Raw genomic sequence first — 14,803 nt, forward strand, 5'->3', positions numbered from 1 at the left:
CGGCGTCAAGGTTAGCGCTAACAGTATCGCCATCTCGCCTGGACGTCATCCACGCATTCCGGCCTATGGGCTGTGAAGCAATAGGTGACCTTGCGATGATAGCGCTAACATTGATATGTCAGTGCGCGGCGGTGTCGCAACGACGCTGCGATGCCGCCGCGCACCCGGGAATCGGGAACAAAAGGCTCATGAACGGTCCCCCCATTGTGCCGCCCCTTGTGCAGTCCGCCGGGGCGCCGTCCGCCGCGCCGCCGCCCGCCGCCCCGCCGGTCGTCGTGGTGATGGGCGTGGCCGGCTGCGGCAAGTCCAGTGTCGGCCAAGGCCTGGCCGATGCGCTGGGTGTCGGGTTCGTCGAAGGCGACGCGCATCATCCGCCGGCCAACATCGCCAAGATGTCGTCCGGCATCCCGCTGACCGACGCCGACCGCGACGGCTGGCTGGGCACGCTGGCCGGCTTCATCGCCGATGCCGACCGCGAGGGCCGCGGGCTGGTGGTCGCCTGTTCGGCGCTGAAGCGGCGCTATCGCGACCGGCTGCGCGGCGACAGCGGGAAGGTGGTGTTCCTGCATCTGTTCGGCGACAAGGCGCTGATCCTGTCGCGCATGGGGGCCCGCACCGCCCATTTCATGCCGACGGCCCTGGTCGACAGCCAGTTCGCCGACCTGGAACCGCCGGCCGAGGACGAGTGCGTCCTGTCCTATGAGGTGACGCTGCCGGCCGATGCCATCGTCGCCGATGCGTATGCCCGCCTGACCGGTGGCTGTGACAAAGCAAATAGTGGCGGCGCGGCCGCTGGGCCAAGGAATGGCGGCGTAGCCGCCGGGAGGAACGCATGAAACGCGTGGCGGATCTGCTGGAGCGGATCACCGAATGGATCATGGCGCTGATGCTGGCGGTCATGGTCGGTCTTGTCTTCGGCAACGTCGTCCTGCGCTACATCTTCAACAGCGGCATCGTCGCGGCTGAAGAGATCGCGCGGCTGATGTTCGTGTGGCTGGTGTTCCTGGGCGCCACCGTGGCGCTGCGCCACCAGCGCCATCTGGGGCTGGAGATCCTGCAGAGCCGCCTGCCGGCCAAGGTGCGCCGCATCTGCGCGGTGATCGCGCATCTGCTGATGCTGTACGCCCTGTGGCTGTTCATACAGGGCAGCTGGATCCAGCTGCTGATCGGCATGGAGACCTTCTCCACCGTCCTGCGCTTCCCCATGGCCTTCTACGCCGCCGCCGGCTTCTTCCCGGCCATCGCCATGGCGCTGACCGTGCTGACCAACCTGTGGAAGATCGTCACCGACCAGCCGGACGCCCGCGTTCCCGGCGATCCCGACACGACGCTGGACCATCCGGAGTCGCACGGCCCCGCGGTGGCGCCGCCGGCGCCGGCACCGGGCGTCCAGGGCGGCAAAACCGCCGCCGCCAAGCACTGAACCCAGTCCCCAAGACAAACGTCGCAAGACTTCTGCGGACGGAGACGCCGCCATGACGCTCACCATTTTCCTGGGTTCGCTGTTCGGCTTCATGCTGCTCGGCATGCCCATCGCCTTCGCGCTGATGCTGACCGGCGTCGCGCTGATGGTCCACCTCGACTTCTTCGACGCCCAGCTGGTCGCCCAGAACATGCTGAGCGGCGCCGACAACTACCCGCTGATGGCGGTGCCCTTCTTCATCCTGGCCGGCGAGCTGATGAATGCCGGCGGCATCTCCCAGCGCATCATCAACCTGGCGGTCAGCCTGGTCGGCCACATCAAGGGCGGCCTCGGCTACGTCACCATCGGCGCGTCGGTGATGCTGGCCAGCCTGTCCGGCTCGGCCATCGCCGACACCGCGGCGCTCGCCACCCTGCTGATCCCGATGATGCGCGACCACGGCTATCCGGTGCCGCGCTCGGCCGGCCTGATCGCGTCGGGCGGCATCATCGCCCCGATCATCCCGCCCAGCATGCCCTTCATCATCTTCGGCGTGACCACCAACACCTCGATCAGCGCGCTGTTCATGGCCGGCATCGTGCCCGGCCTGCTGATGGGCATCGGCCTGGTCGGCGCCTGGATGTTCGTGGTGCGCGACATGACGGTGAAGCTGCAGCCCAAGGCGAGCGGGCGCGAGCGGCTGAAGGCGCTGGGCGACGGCGTGTGGGCGCTGGCCCTGCCGGTCATCATCATCGGCGGCCTGCGCGGCGGCATCTTCACGCCGACCGAGGCCGCGGTGGTCGCCGCCGTCTATTCGCTGTTCGTCGCGCTGTTCGTCTACCGTCAGGTGACGCTGCCGCAGCTGGTCCCGCTGCTGGTCCAGGCGGCGCGCACCACGGCGACGGTGATGTTCCTGTGCGCCGCGGCGCTGGTGTCGTCCTACATGGTGACGCTGGCCGACCTGCCGCAGCAGATGACCGAGCTGCTGGCCCCGCTGATGGACCATCCGAAGTTGCTGATGCTGGCCATCGCCTTCCTGCTGCTGGCCGTCGGCACGGTGATGGACCTGACGCCGACCATCCTGGTGCTCGGCCCGGTCCTGACCCCGCTGGCGATCAAGGCCGGCATCGACCCCGCCTATTTCGGCGTGATGTTCGTCCTGGTCGGCACGCTGGGCCTGATCCATCCGCCGGTCTGCACGGTGCTGAACGTGGTGTGCGGCGTCGCCCGCATCTCGCTGGAAAGCGCCACCAAGGGCATCTGGCCCTTCCTTTTGACCTACATCGTCCTGCTGGGCCTGCTGATCGCCGTGCCGGAGATCGTCACCGTCCCGCTGCACATGTTCCACTGACCCTCGAAGACCAATCACAACGAAACGCCTGAAGAAGGGAGTCCCCACCATGTTCCGCAAGCTTCTGCTCGCCACCGGCCTCGCCGCCGCCCTGCTCGCCCCGGTCGCCGCCGCGACGACCGCCTCGGCGCAGGAGGTCAAGACCCGCATCATCCGCTTCGGCTACGGCCTGTCGGAAAGCAGCAACCAGGGCCGCGCCGTCAAGTTCCTCGCCGAGGAGATGTCCAAGCGCAGCGGCGGCAAGTTCAAGATGAAGGGCTTCGGCGACGCCAGCCTGGGCAGCGACATCCAGATGCAGAACGCCCTGATCGGCGGCGCGCAGGAGATGATGGTGGGCTCCACCGCCACGCTCGTCGGCATCGTCAAGGATTTCGGTGTCTACGACCTGCCCTTCCTGTTCAACAACGAGAAGGAGGCCGACGCCGTCCTCGACGGCCCGTTCGGCGAGAAGCTGCTGAAGGCGCTGAACGACAAGGGTCTTGTCGGGCTGGTCTATTGGGAGAACGGCTTCCGCAACCTGACCAACAGCAAGCGGCCGATCACCAAGATCGAGGACATGGGTGGCATCAAGCTGCGCGTGATGCAGAACCCGGTCTACATCGACATGTTCAACCGCTTTGGCGCCAACGCGGTGCCGCTGGCCTTCTCCGAGCTGTTCACCGCGCTGGAGACCGGCACGGTCGACGGCCAGGAGAATCCGGTCACCACCATCCAGTCCTCCAAGTTCTATGAAGTCCAGAAGTACCTGACCATCTCCCGCCACGTCTACAGCCCGTGGATCGTGCTGGCCAGCAAGCGCTGGTACGACGGCCTGTCGGCCGACGAGAAGAAGATCCTGAACGAGTCCGCCGTCGCCTCGCGCGAGTTCGAGCGCAAGGACAGCCGCGACGCCTCGGCGCAGAGCGTGGCCTACCTGAAGGAGAAGGGCATGCAGATCAACGAGCTGAGCCCGGCCGAGCTGGACCGCATGCGCGAGATGGTCAAGCCCGCCTTCGACAAGTATGCCGCCGAGGGTGGTGCCGACGTCCTGAAGGACATCCAGGCCGCCATCGCCGCCGCCCGCAAGTAAGCAACGACGCCGCAGCACCGATGACGGAAGGGGCGGTCCGGAAAGCCGGGCCGCCCCTTTTCCTTATCCCATTGGGGCGGCAGGTGAAGTGCGGTCGGAGATGCAAGGGATATGACCGGTATGGAGTGGCGAAATACCATTGTTGTTATTGAGCACTGATATTTCAGAACGCAGAACGATTATGATAATCGTTATCCGCGCTCCTTGTGACACTTATAAAATTTTATCTTCTTTTTCTGGACGCAACCCCGTGCATCAGGCGATGGTAATACGTCGAGTCGGCTATGGATGGGGTTTGCGATGTTCGGGAAGCTGCCGTTGGTCACCAAGCTGGTGCTGGCGATCGGCCTGGTTCTGGTGATCGGATTGGGAGCAGGCACGGTCGGGATCTCAGCCAAGGGCGGCGCCGACACCGACGCGCTGTCCTTCAAGGCGGGGGACGAACTGGGCAGGTACCATTCGGCGGTCGTCGAACGCCGGCTGAACGATGCCCTGGACATCAGCCGGCTGATGGGCACCACGCTGCTGAGCCTGAAGCGAAACGGGGTCGCCGATCGCGGCACGCTGAACGACTGGCTGAAAAGCCTGCTGGAGAGCAACGGCAACCTGATCGGCGTATGGGTCGGCATGGAGCCGAACGCGCTGGACGGCAAGGATTCCGCCTTCGTCAACAGTCCTGGCAGCGATCCCAGCGGCCGTTTCATTCCCTATTGGAACCGCGGCGGCGGCAAGGTCCAACTGGAGGCTCTGGTCGGTTATGACGATCCCGGGCCGGACGGTCTCTATTACCAGCAGGCCAAGCGCACCGGCCGGGAAGTGATCGTCGAGCCCTACAGCTATGTCGTCGCCGGCAAGAGCATCCTGATGGTGTCGCTGGTGGTGCCGATCATGGAAGGCGGAAAATTCATCGGCGTCGCCGGCGTCGACATCGCCACCGACGAGATCTGGAACGAGCTGAAGTCGGCCAAGCCCTTCGATACGGGTTCGGTCTTCCTGATCTCCAACGGCGGACTGTGGGCGGGCTATTCCAACCGCGACCATCTGGGCAAACCCATCGACCAGACCAACGAACGGCTGAAGAATGCCCTGTCGGCCATCCGCGACGGGCGGGACTTCGCGCAATATTCGGTGTCGAAAAGCCTGAACACGGAGGTGCGCCAGCTGTTCCTGCCGGTGACGGTCGGCCGGTCGGCCACACCCTGGGCGGTTCTGGTCAACCTGCCGATGAACAGGATCGAGGCGCCGAAGCAGGAACTGCGAACCTTCATCGCCGTGGGCGCCCTGGCCCTGGCCGCCGGGCTGCTGCTGGCGCTGTGGCTGGCGACCCGCGCCATCGTCGGCCGGCCGCTGCGCCGGATCATCGTGACTGTGCAGGCGCTGACCGCCGGCCGGCGCGACGTCGAGGTGGTCGACCGCGACCGTGCCGACGAGATCGGGGCGATCAACACGGCGCTGCAGCTGTTCAAGGAGAATGCCGGCCGCGTCGCCCAGATGGAGGAGCAGCGCCGCCTTGACGATGCGCAGGCGGCCGAACGGCGCAAGCAGGAGCTGGCCCGTCTGGCCGCCGGCTTCGAGGGGTCGGTCGGCGACGTGGTCGCCGGGGTGACCGAGCAGGCGGAACGGATTCGCGCCGATTCCGAAGGGCTGTCGGCCATCGCCGAGCAGACCAACGCCCAGGCCTCCGCCGTCGCCGGTGCCGCCGACGTCGCCAGTGCCAATGTGCAGACGGTTGCCGCCGCGGCGGAGGAGCTGGCCCACTCCATCGAGGAGATCAACCAGCGCATCGCCGCCTCTTCCCGGATGGCGAACGATGCGGTGGGCGAGGTCGAAAGGACCAACGGCACCGTCGCCGGGCTGGCGCAGGCCGCGCAGAAGATCGGCGATGTGGTCAGCCTGATCCAGTCCATCGCCGGCCAGACCAACCTGCTGGCCCTGAACGCCACCATCGAGGCCGCCCGCGCGGGTGAAGCGGGCAAGGGCTTCGCCGTGGTGGCGAGCGAGGTGAAGAACCTCGCCAACCAGACCGCCAAGGCGACGGAGGAGATCGCCGCCCAGATCGCCGAGATGCAGGCGGTCAGCGGCAATGCCGTCGGCGCCATCCAATCCATCGGCCGCACCATCCTCGGCATCAGCGAGACGGTCACCGCCGTCGCCGCCGCGGCGGAGGAGCAGGGGGCAGCGACGCGCGAGATCAGCCGCAACGTCCAGCAGGCCGCGGGCGGCACGCGCGAGGTGTCGGCCAACATCGTTGGCGTTACCCGTGCCGCCGGGGAAACCGGCAGCATGGCGGCCCAGGCCCGTGCCGCCGCCGACGCGCTGTCGCACCAGTCGGCCCGGCTGCGGCAGGAGGTTCAGCGTTTCGTGGTGACGATCCGCGAGGCTTGAGAAGGGCGGCCCACGCCGCCAACGGCTCCTGATCCTGGCCTGTCAGGATCAGGAGCCGTTGGCATCAGCAGTCGAAGAACACCGTCTCCCGCTCGCCCTGGAGATGGATGTCGAAGCGGTAGACCACGCCGCCCGGCGTCTCGGCCCGTTGGGCGATCAGGGTGTCGCGGCGGTCGTCCGGCACGGTCGCCAGCACCGGATCCTCGGCATTGGCCGCCGCCTCGTCGGAGAAGTGCAGGCGGGTGAAGGCGTGGCTCAGCATGCCGCGGGCGAACACCGTCACCGCGATATGCGGGGCGTGGCCGTCGCCGTGGGAGCCCGGCTTCACGGTGTCGAAAAAATAACGGCCCGCATCGTCGGTGCCGCAGCGGCCGAAGCCGGCGGCGCCGGGAGCATGCTTGCCGTCGGCACCGGCCTGCCAGATCTCGACCACGCAGTCGCGGATCGGCGTGCCCTCGCCGTCATGGACGATGCCCTCGATGCGGATGTGTTCGCCCGGCATGTCGCGGGCCGCCAGCCGGTTGGTCGCCAGCGGGCGGCGGCCGTAGAGTTCCGGTGTCCAGGCATAGGCGAAATAGGGGCCGACGGTCTGGGACGGGGTCTGTTTCAGCGTCTGGCTCATCGGTTTCAGCCCTCCATCGGCGTGGCTTGGCGTCCGCGCAGGACGATGTCGAACTCGTAGCCGAGCGCCCACACCGGCTCTGTCACGTCGATGGAGAAGCGCGAGACCAGCAGCTCGCGCGCACCCTCCGGCACGCCGTTGTAGATGGGATCGAGCGGCAGCAGCGGATCGCCCGGGAAATACATCTGGGTGACCAGCCGGGTCAGGAAGGACGGCCCGAACAGCGAGAAATGGATGTGGGCCGGGCGCCACGCATTGTGATGGTTGCCCCAGGGATAGGCGCCGGGCTTGATCGTGGTGAAGCGGTAGCGCCCCTCGGCGTCGGTGATGCAGCGGCCGGCCCCGAAGAAATTGGGGTCGAGCGGCGCGTCGTGCTGGTCCCAGCGATGGACGTAGCGGCCGCAGGCGTTCGCCTGCCAGATCTCCAGCAGGGTATGTGGCACCGGCCGGCCATTCTCGTCGAGCACGCGGCCGGTGACGATCATGCGCTCGCCGACCGGCTCGCCGTTGACCCGGCCGTTCTTCGTCAGGTCGTTGTCCAGCGCATCGACGCTGTCATGGCCGAAGACCGGGCCGGTCCGCACCGACAGGCACTGCTTCATCGGGATCAGCGGCTTGCGCGGCGAGCGCAGCACCGTCGATTTGTAGAGCGGCGACAGGTAGGGCGGATGCTGCGCCCAGTCGCGGGGGCCGAAATCGCCCTCCGCCTCTCGAACGGCCGTATCCATCTTGAGGTTCCCTCCTTGGGAGCGGTCAGCTTTGCCGACCTTGTGTTTGCCTGTGGTTGTCCAGTACGCGGTCGATGAAATGGGCGGCGGAGCCGGTGTAGCGCAGCGGGTCGAACAGACGGTCCAGCCCGTCCATGCCCAGCGCCCGCACCACCTCCGCATCCTCCGCCAGCACGTCGCGCAGGGGGCGGGCGGCTTCGGCGGCGCGGCGGCTGGCGTCGGCGATGCGGGAATGGGCGGCAAGCCGGCCCATGCGCTCGCCCAGCGCCATGGCGACCGCCTCGGCCAGGATCAGGCCGCGGGTCAGGTCCAGGTTGGCGCGCATGCGCTCCGCATCCACCGTCAGGCCGGCGACCGTCTCGCGGGCATGGCGGGCGGCCCCGGCGACGAGGCGGCAGAGGTCGGGCAGCGCCTGCCACTCGGCGTGCCAGCCGCCCAGCCCGCGCTCATGCTCCTGCACCTGGGCGGCCAGCAGCCCGCCGACCAGCGCCGGGGCGCGGATGGCGCAGGACAGCAGCACGGCGCAGGACACCGGGTTGCGCTTGTGCGGCATGGTGGAGGAACCGCCGCGGCCGGGAACGGCGGGCTCGAAGGCTTCGCCCACCTCCATCTGCATCATCAGCGCGATGTCGCGACCCAGCGTGCCCAGCGTGCCGGCGAGGATGCCCAGCGCGGCGGCAGGTTCGGCGATGCGGTCGCGGCTGGCATGCCAGGGCAGGGCCGGCAGGGGGAGGGCCAGGTCCCTTGCCAGCGCCTCGGCCACCGCCGGGCCGGCTTCGCCCAGCGCAGCCAGCGTGCCGGCCGCCCCGCCGAACTGCAGCGCCAGCCGGCCGCGCGCCGCCGCCAGCCGCTGCCGGTCGCGGCCGAGCGCGTCGAGCCAGCCCGCCGCCTTCAGCCCGAAGGTCGTGGGCAGCGCATGCTGCAGCCAGGTGCGGGCGACCATCGGAGTGGCGCGGTGGCGGTCGGCCAGCGCCGCCAGCCCGTCGGCCAGCTCCGCCAGATCGGCGTCCAGCCCGTCGAGGAAGCGGCGAAGCTGCAGCATCAGGCCGCTGTCCATCGCGTCCTGGCTGGTGGCGCCCCAATGGACGAAACGCGACGCCTCCTCGTCGGCGGCCTTCACCATGGCGGTCAGATGCCTGACCAGCGGGATGGCGGTGTTGCCGGCAAGCGCGGCCTCCGCCCCCAGCGCGTGGGGGTCGTAGAGATCGGCCCGGCACGCCGCCTCGATGGCCGGAACGGCGCCGGCCGGGATCACCCCGGCGGATGCCTCCGCCCGCGCCAATGCCGCCTCGAAATCCAGCATGCCCTGGAGCCTTGCCGCGGGCGAGAAGGCGTCGGCCGCCGCGTCGGTGGTGAAGAGCGGGTCGAGCAGCGGGTCGGCATGGCGGATGTCGGCCATGGTGGTCAGGCCTTCCGCGCCGCTTCGGTCGCGTCTTCTTCGTCCATCTCGGCATAGACGGCGCGGGCCAGCGCGATGGCGTGGTTTCCGGCGGGGATACCGGCATAGACCGCGGCCTGCATCAGGATTTCCCTCACCTCGTTGCGGGTGACGCCGGTGTTGCGGGTGGCGCGGATGTGCAGCTTCAGCTCGCCATCCTTGCCGAGCGCCGCCAGCATGGCGATGGTCAGCATGCTGCGGGTGCGGATGTCCAGCCCCGGCCGCGTCCAGATCTGGCCCCAGGCGGCCTTGGTGATGAACTCCTGGAAATCGGCGTCGAAGCCGGTGGCCCGCTCCAGCGCGCGGTCGACATGGGCGTCGCCCAGCACCTTGCGGCGCACCGCCATGCCGCGGTCGTGGAGATCCTCGTCAATCATGTCAGCTCCCCCAGGAAGCCGTCGATCAATGCCGCCAGTTCCGCCGGCTTCTCGACGCCGGGGATATGGGCGGCGCCGGGCAGCAGTTCGAGACGGGCGCCGGGGATGCGGGCCGCCAGCTCCCGGGCGAGGTCGGGCGGGGTCACCACATCCTCCTCGCCGCAGATCACCAGGGTCGGGGCTTTGATGCCGGCAGTGTCGGCGCGCAGGTCGGCGTCGCGGATCGCCATGGCGCAGCCGACATAGCCGTCCTCGGAGATACGGGCGACCATGGCGGTGTAGCCGCGGATCTGGTCGGGGCGGCTGTCGCGGAAACCGGCGGTGAACCAGCGCGCCATCACGCCTTCGGCGATGGCGGACATGCCGCGGGCGCGGATGGCGGCGATGCGGTCGGTCCAGACCGACGGCGGGCCGATCTGCCCGGCGGTGTCGCACAGCACCAGCCCATGCACGCGGTCCGCAGCCTTGACGGCGAGGCGCTGGGCCATCATGCCGCCGATCGACAGGCCGCAGACATGGGCACGGGCGATGCCGAGCGCGTCCATCAGGCCGGCGGCGTCGTCGGCCAGCATATCCATGCTGTAGCCGGAGTCCCCGGTGACCGGCGTCGCCTGGGTCAGGCCATGGCCGCGCATGTCGTAGCGCAGGATGCGGTAGCGCTGCGACAGGTGGGGCATCACGGCATCCCAGATGTGGAAGCTGGTGCCGATGGAGTTGGCGAACAGCAGCACCGGCGCATCGGCCGGGCCGGTCAGGTCGTAATGCTGGGTGATGCCGGCTGCTTCGATGAAGGGCATGGGGACTCCACCTTCGGTGGTTGCGATGCATGGGCGTCGGCTGACGGTGCCCCCACCCTAACCCTCCCCCGCTGGGCGGGGGAGGGGACAAGTGCCTGTTCGGGAAAGTGGCGGCAGTCCCTCCCCCACCCAGTGGGGGAGGATAGGTGGGGGGCTGGCTTTCTGGCGCTTCATACCCGCTCGATCATCACCGCGATGCCCTGGCCGACGCCGATGCACATGGTGCACAGCGCGGTCCGGCCGCCGGATCGCTCGAGCTGGTTGACCGCGGTGGTCGCCAGACGGGCGCCGCTCATGCCCAGCGGGTGGCCGAGCGCGATGGCGCCGCCGTTCGGGTTCACATGGGCGGCATCGTCGGGCAGGCCAAGCTCGCGCAGGACGGCCAGCGCCTGGGCGGCGAAGGCCTCGTTCAGCTCGATCAGGTCGATGGCGGCAATGGTCAGGCCGAGCCGCTCCAGCAGCTTGCGGGTGGCGGGCGCCGGGCCGATGCCCATGACGCGCGGCGGAACGCCGGCGGTGGCGCCGCCCACGATGCGGGCGCGCGGCGTCAGGCCGAAACGCGCCACCGCCGCTTCGGACGCCACCAGCAGGGCGGCGGCGCCGTCATTGACCCCCGACGCGTTGCCGGCGGTCACCGTGCCGCCGGGGCGGACGATTGGTTTGAGGGTGGACAGCGCCTCGATCGTCGTCGCGCGGGGATGCTCGTCGGTGGTCACCACCGCCTCGCCCTTGCGGGTCCTGATGGTGACGGGGACGATCTCACGCGCCATGCTGCCGCCGGCGATGGCGCGGGCGGCGCGGTCCTGGCTGCGCAGCGCGAAGGAATCCTGGTCGGCGCGCGAGATGCCCCAGTCGTCGGCGACGTTTTCCGCCGTCTCCGGCATCGAATCGACACCGTGGAGCGCCTTCATCGCCGGGTTGACGAAGCGCCAGCCGATGGTGGTGTCGAAGATCTCGGCGGACCGCGAGAAGGCGCTGTCGGCCTTGCCCATGACGAAGGGGGCGCGGCTCATGCTCTCGACCCCGCCGGCGATCATCAGCTCGGCCTCACCCGCCTTGATCGCCCGGGCGGCGGTGGCGAGCGCGTCGAGGCCGGAGCCGCACAGCCGGTTCATCGTCGTGCCCGGCACGCTGTCGGGAAGGCCCGCCAGCAGCGCCGCCATGCGGGCGACGTTGCGGTTGTCCTCGCCGGCCTGGTTGGCGCAGCCATAGATGACATCGTCCACCGCGGCCCAGTCGACCGAGGGGTTGCGCGCCATCAGGGCGCGGATCGGCACGGCGCCGAGATCGTCGGCGCGCACGGCGGACAGGGCGCCGGCATAGCGGCCGATGGGGGTGCGGACGGCGTCGCAGATGTAGGCGTCACGCATGGTCTTATCCTTCCCCGCCGGTTTGCCCCTGGGAGATGCCGTGGGCGGCGGCGGTGCGGGCCAGGAGGCCGCGCAGCGCCGCCAGCGTTCCGGCCTCCGGGATCGCGGTGGTCTTCAGGTCGGGCGAGATTTTCAGGTCCCAGCCGGTGGCCGCCGTCACCTGCTCCACCGTCACGCCGGGATGGATGCCGGTCAGGGTCAGTTCCCTGGTCACCGGGTCGGGGGTGAGGATGCCGAGGTCGGTGATGACCGCGGTCGGCCCGGCGCCGGGGATGCCGGCGCGGGCGCGGGCGTCGCCGCCGTCGAGATGGCCGGCGGAGGTGACGAAGGGCAGCTTGGCGACGAAGGCCTTCGGGCTCTGCTTCAGGACGATGAAGACCTCCTTGGCCTGGGAGGCGATCTCCGGCGCGCCGCCGGCACCGGGCAGCCGCACCTTCGGTGCGTCGTAGGGACCGATGATGGTGGTGTTGATGTTGGCGAAGCGGTCGACCTGGGCGGCGCCGAGGAAGCCGACGTCGATCCGCCCGCCCTGCAGCCAGTAGCGGAAGATCTCCGGCGTGCCGACCACGGTGTCGGCGGTCTCCGCCAGCTCGCCGTCGCCGATCGACAGCGGCAGCACCGTCGGCTTGGCGCCGATGGGACCGGACTCATAGATCAGCACCACGTCCGGCGCATGGGTCAGCCGCGCGAGGTTGGCGGCGGTGGAGGGCAGGCCGATGCCGACGAAACAGACGGTGCCGTTCTTCAGCAGGCGGCTCGCCGCCACCGTCATGATCTCGGTCGCGGTGAAGCCGGCGGTTTCGGCGGTGGTCTCGGTGGTGGTTTCGGCGCTCATCACGCGGCCTCCTTCATGCTTTCCGCCAGCACGCGGCGGAAGCCGGCGAAATCGTCGGTGTCCAGGACATGCCGCTGCATCCAGGACCGGAAGGTCTCGCGCGAGCGGGAGATGGGATCCCATGCCTTGTAGAATCGGTTGTCGCGCTCCGAATAGCCTTGCGCGTAGGACGGATAGGCGCCGCCGGGAACGTGACAGACGGCGGACAATGCCCAGCCCGGCAGCACGCAGGCGTTCGGCGGCGCCTCCAGATCGTCGACGATCTCCTCGACCGTGACGATGGAGCGTTTGGCGGCCAGCACGGCCTCCTTCTGGACGCCGAGGATTCCCCACAGCAGCACGTTGCCGCGGCGGTCGGCCTTCTGGGCGTGGATCACCGTCACGTCGGGGCGGACCGACGGAATGGCGGCCAGCTTCTCCCCGGTGAAGGGGCATTCGACGAAGCGGATGTTGGGATTGACCTTCGGCAGGTCGGACCCGGTGTAGCCGCGCAGCAGCGCGAAGGGCAGGTTGGAGGCGCCGGCGACATAGGCGTTGGCCATGCCGGCGTGGCTGTGCTCCTCGATCTCCAGGCGCTGCGGCCAGCCCTGTTCGACCGCGTCGCGGAAACGGTGGAGAGAACCGACACCGGGATTGCCGCCCCAGGAGAAGACCAGCTTCGCGGCACAGCCCATGCCGATCAGCTGGTCGTGGATCAGGTCGGGGGTCATGCGGACCAGCGTGAGGCCGCGGCGGCCCTGGCGGACGATCTCATGCCCGGCGGCATGGGGGATCAGGTGGGTGAACCCTTCCAGGGCGACGGTGTCGCCATCGCGCACGAGGCTCGCCACCGCCTCGCGCAAGGGCGTGATATGCGCCATATGACCTCCCGAATGTGCGAAAATCGCACAAATATCCGTCTTTACGCACAGAGTGAGCGGCGACGCCCGGCGCTGTCAAGGGCGAATAAGCCAATAGGTGTGCGATATACGCCCATATTGCGGTGCAATATGAGGAAAATCCGGTGATGGCGATGAGAGAGAGGGATTAATATGTTTTGAATCAACATATTAAATCCAAGTCTATAAATGGGCGTTTATCGCCCCTTATTTCTAATATCGCACTTGACGGTTCGTTCGCCCCTCAGTACGCTGGGCGGAACAGTCGACGACCGGGGCTGCGCGTTCCGGCATCCATAATATGGTCACATGTGGGAGGAACGATGACGAGGACTCTGCGCACTGCGCTGCTGGGTGCGGCATTCGGTCTGGCGCTGGCGGCCGGTCCTGCCGGTGCCGCCACCATCAAGGTCGGCGTCGTGGCGCCCTTCTCCGGGCCGTTCGCCCTGGTCGGCAAGACCTTCAAGGAGGCGATCGAGGTCTATCAGGCCGAACATGGCAAGACCGTCGGCAACGACACGGTCGAGTTCATCTACAAGGATCTCGACCAGGCCAACCCGGCACAAAGCAAGGCGCTGTCGCAGGAACTGATCGTCAAGGAGAAGGTGTCCTTCCTCGCCGGCTATTTCTTCACGCCCGACGCGCTGGCGGTCGCCCCGCTGATCGACGAGGCGAACATCCCCTGCGTGATCTTCAACGCCGCGACCTCCGCCATCACGGAAAAGTCGCCGCGCTACGTCCGTACCTCCTTCACCCTGTGGCAGAACACCGTGCCGCTGGCCGAATACATGGCCAAGCAGGGGATCAGGAAGGCGGTGTCGGCGGTCAGCGACTACGGCCCCGGCATCGACGGCGAGACCGCCTTCAAGACCACCTTCGAGAAGCATGGCGGCACGGTGGTCGACACCATCCGCATGCCGCTGAAGTCCAACGACTTCGCCCCCTTCATGCAGCGCATCAAGGATTCGGGCGCCGAGGCCGTCTATGCCTTCCTGCCGGCCGGGCCGACCACGCTGGGCTTCGCCAAGTCGTTCAACGACACCGGGCTGAAGGCGGCCGGGATCAAGTTCTTCGGCCCTGGCGACATCACCCAGGAACCGGACCTGCCGACGCTGGGCGACGCGGCGCTGGGCATCACCACCACCTTCAACTACAGCCGCGCCCATGATTCGGCGATGAACAAGGCGTTCATCGCCAAGCACAAGGAGCTGTTCGGGTCGAGCGACAGCGTCACCTTCACCTCGGTCGGCGCCTATGACGGCACCCATGTCATCTACCAGATGATCAGGAACGGCGGCGGCAAGATCGACGGCGCCAAGGCGGTGGAGTCGGTGAAGGGCATGAGTTGGGAAAGCCCGCGGGGGCCCCTGACCATCGACCCGGTCAGCCGCCACGTCACCCAGACGATCTATCTGCGCACCGTTGAGAAGGTCGGCGACGCCTTCGAGAATGTCGAGAAGGCCGCCTTCGAGAAGCAGCCCGACTACGGGTACAAAGTCGGGAAGTGAGGGGGGAGCCGTAAGGCAGCCACCGTTAACGGGCCGGACGGAC

Annotated in this window: 14 protein-coding genes; 6 read left to right on the forward strand and 8 right to left on the reverse strand. The window is 68.3% G+C overall.

Annotation, left to right across the window (positions count from 1 at the left end):
- Positions 1-188 precede the first annotated feature (188 nt).
- From AL072_RS23715 to AL072_RS23735, 5 genes are all read left to right on the forward strand, one after another.
- Positions 189-836 carry a gluconokinase gene (locus AL072_RS23715; protein WP_052710173.1) on the forward strand — a complete coding sequence of 216 codons (648 nt, stop codon included), beginning with the start codon at positions 189-191 and terminating at the stop codon, positions 834-836.
- On the forward strand, positions 833-1,423 hold the full coding sequence (locus AL072_RS23720) for a TRAP transporter small permease (RefSeq protein ID WP_045583652.1): 591 nt from the start codon (positions 833-835) through the stop codon (positions 1,421-1,423). Before AL072_RS23715 ends, AL072_RS23720 begins: the two co-directional genes overlap by 4 nt.
- Before the next feature lie 52 nt (positions 1,424-1,475).
- Positions 1,476-2,753 (forward strand): TRAP transporter large permease, encoded by a 1,278-nt coding sequence (locus tag AL072_RS23725; RefSeq protein WP_045583651.1) that lies wholly within the window; start codon positions 1,476-1,478, stop codon positions 2,751-2,753.
- Between the two features lie 49 nt (positions 2,754-2,802).
- The gene (locus tag AL072_RS23730; protein ID WP_045583650.1) at positions 2,803-3,822 is read left to right on the forward strand and encodes a TRAP transporter substrate-binding protein; all 1,020 of its coding nucleotides are present in this window, start codon (positions 2,803-2,805) and stop codon (positions 3,820-3,822) included.
- A gap of 300 nt (positions 3,823-4,122) precedes the next feature.
- On the forward strand, positions 4,123-6,207 hold the full coding sequence (locus AL072_RS23735) for a methyl-accepting chemotaxis protein (protein ID WP_045583649.1): 2,085 nt from the start codon (positions 4,123-4,125) through the stop codon (positions 6,205-6,207).
- A gap of 64 nt (positions 6,208-6,271) precedes the next feature.
- Here the strand turns inward: AL072_RS23735 and pcaG are convergent, their stop codons facing one another.
- The 8 genes from pcaG to AL072_RS23775 all read right to left on the reverse strand — a co-directional run bounded on the left by pcaG (position 6,272) and on the right by AL072_RS23775 (position 13,234).
- Positions 6,272-6,829 (reverse strand): protocatechuate 3,4-dioxygenase subunit alpha, encoded by a 558-nt coding sequence (gene pcaG, locus AL072_RS23740; protein ID WP_045583648.1) that lies wholly within the window; start codon positions 6,827-6,829, stop codon positions 6,272-6,274.
- A 5-nt stretch (positions 6,830-6,834) separates the two neighbouring features.
- Positions 6,835-7,557, reverse strand: coding sequence for a protocatechuate 3,4-dioxygenase subunit beta (gene pcaH / locus AL072_RS23745; RefSeq protein WP_045583647.1), 723 nt, complete (start codon positions 7,555-7,557; stop codon positions 6,835-6,837).
- A gap of 25 nt (positions 7,558-7,582) precedes the next feature.
- Positions 7,583-8,956: a 3-carboxy-cis,cis-muconate cycloisomerase gene (locus tag AL072_RS23750; RefSeq protein ID WP_045583646.1), complete on the reverse strand. Its 1,374-nt coding sequence runs from the start codon at positions 8,954-8,956 to the stop codon at positions 7,583-7,585.
- 5 nt (positions 8,957-8,961) lie between these two features.
- The gene (gene pcaC / locus AL072_RS23755; RefSeq protein WP_045583645.1) at positions 8,962-9,372 is read right to left on the reverse strand and encodes a 4-carboxymuconolactone decarboxylase; all 411 of its coding nucleotides are present in this window, start codon (positions 9,370-9,372) and stop codon (positions 8,962-8,964) included.
- The gene (pcaD, locus tag AL072_RS23760) at positions 9,369-10,169 is read right to left on the reverse strand and encodes a 3-oxoadipate enol-lactonase (RefSeq protein WP_045583644.1); all 801 of its coding nucleotides are present in this window, start codon (positions 10,167-10,169) and stop codon (positions 9,369-9,371) included. Before pcaD ends, pcaC begins: the two co-directional genes overlap by 4 nt.
- 170 nt (positions 10,170-10,339) lie before the next feature.
- Positions 10,340-11,539: a 3-oxoadipyl-CoA thiolase gene (gene pcaF, locus AL072_RS23765; protein ID WP_045583643.1), complete on the reverse strand. Its 1,200-nt coding sequence runs from the start codon at positions 11,537-11,539 to the stop codon at positions 10,340-10,342.
- Positions 11,540-11,543: 4 nt separating this feature from the next.
- A complete protein-coding gene (locus AL072_RS23770) occupies positions 11,544-12,374 on the reverse strand; it encodes a CoA-transferase subunit beta (protein WP_045583642.1) in 831 nt (276 codons plus the stop codon).
- Positions 12,374-13,234 carry a CoA transferase subunit A gene (locus AL072_RS23775; protein ID WP_045583641.1) on the reverse strand — a complete coding sequence of 287 codons (861 nt, stop codon included), beginning with the start codon at positions 13,232-13,234 and terminating at the stop codon, positions 12,374-12,376. Before AL072_RS23775 ends, AL072_RS23770 begins: the two co-directional genes overlap by 1 nt.
- Before the next feature lie 341 nt (positions 13,235-13,575).
- On the opposite strand from AL072_RS23775, the gene AL072_RS23780 reads away from it, so the two are divergent.
- Positions 13,576-14,760 (forward strand): ABC transporter substrate-binding protein, encoded by a 1,185-nt coding sequence (locus AL072_RS23780; protein WP_144428357.1) that lies wholly within the window; start codon positions 13,576-13,578, stop codon positions 14,758-14,760.
- Positions 14,761-14,803 lie beyond the last annotated feature (43 nt).

Source organism: Azospirillum thiophilum, assembly GCF_001305595.1.
Taxonomy (GTDB): Bacteria; Pseudomonadota; Alphaproteobacteria; order Azospirillales; family Azospirillaceae; genus Azospirillum; species Azospirillum thiophilum.

Excerpts from the sequence above, each read along its gene's own strand:
- AL072_RS23715 (WP_052710173.1), top strand. The coding sequence starts at position 189 with ATGAACGGTCCCCCCATTGTGCCGCCCCTTGTGCAGTCCGCCGGGGCG.
- AL072_RS23720 (WP_045583652.1), top strand. The coding sequence starts at position 833 with ATGAAACGCGTGGCGGATCTGCTGGAGCGGATCACCGAATGGATCATG.
- AL072_RS23725 (WP_045583651.1), top strand. The coding sequence starts at position 1,476 with ATGACGCTCACCATTTTCCTGGGTTCGCTGTTCGGCTTCATGCTGCTC.
- AL072_RS23730 (WP_045583650.1), top strand. The coding sequence starts at position 2,803 with ATGTTCCGCAAGCTTCTGCTCGCCACCGGCCTCGCCGCCGCCCTGCTC.
- AL072_RS23735 (WP_045583649.1), top strand. The coding sequence starts at position 4,123 with ATGTTCGGGAAGCTGCCGTTGGTCACCAAGCTGGTGCTGGCGATCGGC.
- pcaG (WP_045583648.1), bottom strand. The coding sequence starts at position 6,829 with ATGAGCCAGACGCTGAAACAGACCCCGTCCCAGACCGTCGGCCCCTAT.
- pcaH (WP_045583647.1), bottom strand. The coding sequence starts at position 7,557 with ATGGATACGGCCGTTCGAGAGGCGGAGGGCGATTTCGGCCCCCGCGAC.
- AL072_RS23750 (WP_045583646.1), bottom strand. The coding sequence starts at position 8,956 with ATGGCCGACATCCGCCATGCCGACCCGCTGCTCGACCCGCTCTTCACC.
- pcaC (WP_045583645.1), bottom strand. The coding sequence starts at position 9,372 with ATGATTGACGAGGATCTCCACGACCGCGGCATGGCGGTGCGCCGCAAG.
- pcaD (WP_045583644.1), bottom strand. The coding sequence starts at position 10,169 with ATGCCCTTCATCGAAGCAGCCGGCATCACCCAGCATTACGACCTGACC.
- pcaF (WP_045583643.1), bottom strand. The coding sequence starts at position 11,539 with ATGCGTGACGCCTACATCTGCGACGCCGTCCGCACCCCCATCGGCCGC.
- AL072_RS23770 (WP_045583642.1), bottom strand. The coding sequence starts at position 12,374 with ATGAGCGCCGAAACCACCACCGAGACCACCGCCGAAACCGCCGGCTTC.
- AL072_RS23775 (WP_045583641.1), bottom strand. The coding sequence starts at position 13,234 with ATGGCGCATATCACGCCCTTGCGCGAGGCGGTGGCGAGCCTCGTGCGC.
- AL072_RS23780 (WP_144428357.1), top strand. The coding sequence starts at position 13,576 with ATGACGAGGACTCTGCGCACTGCGCTGCTGGGTGCGGCATTCGGTCTG.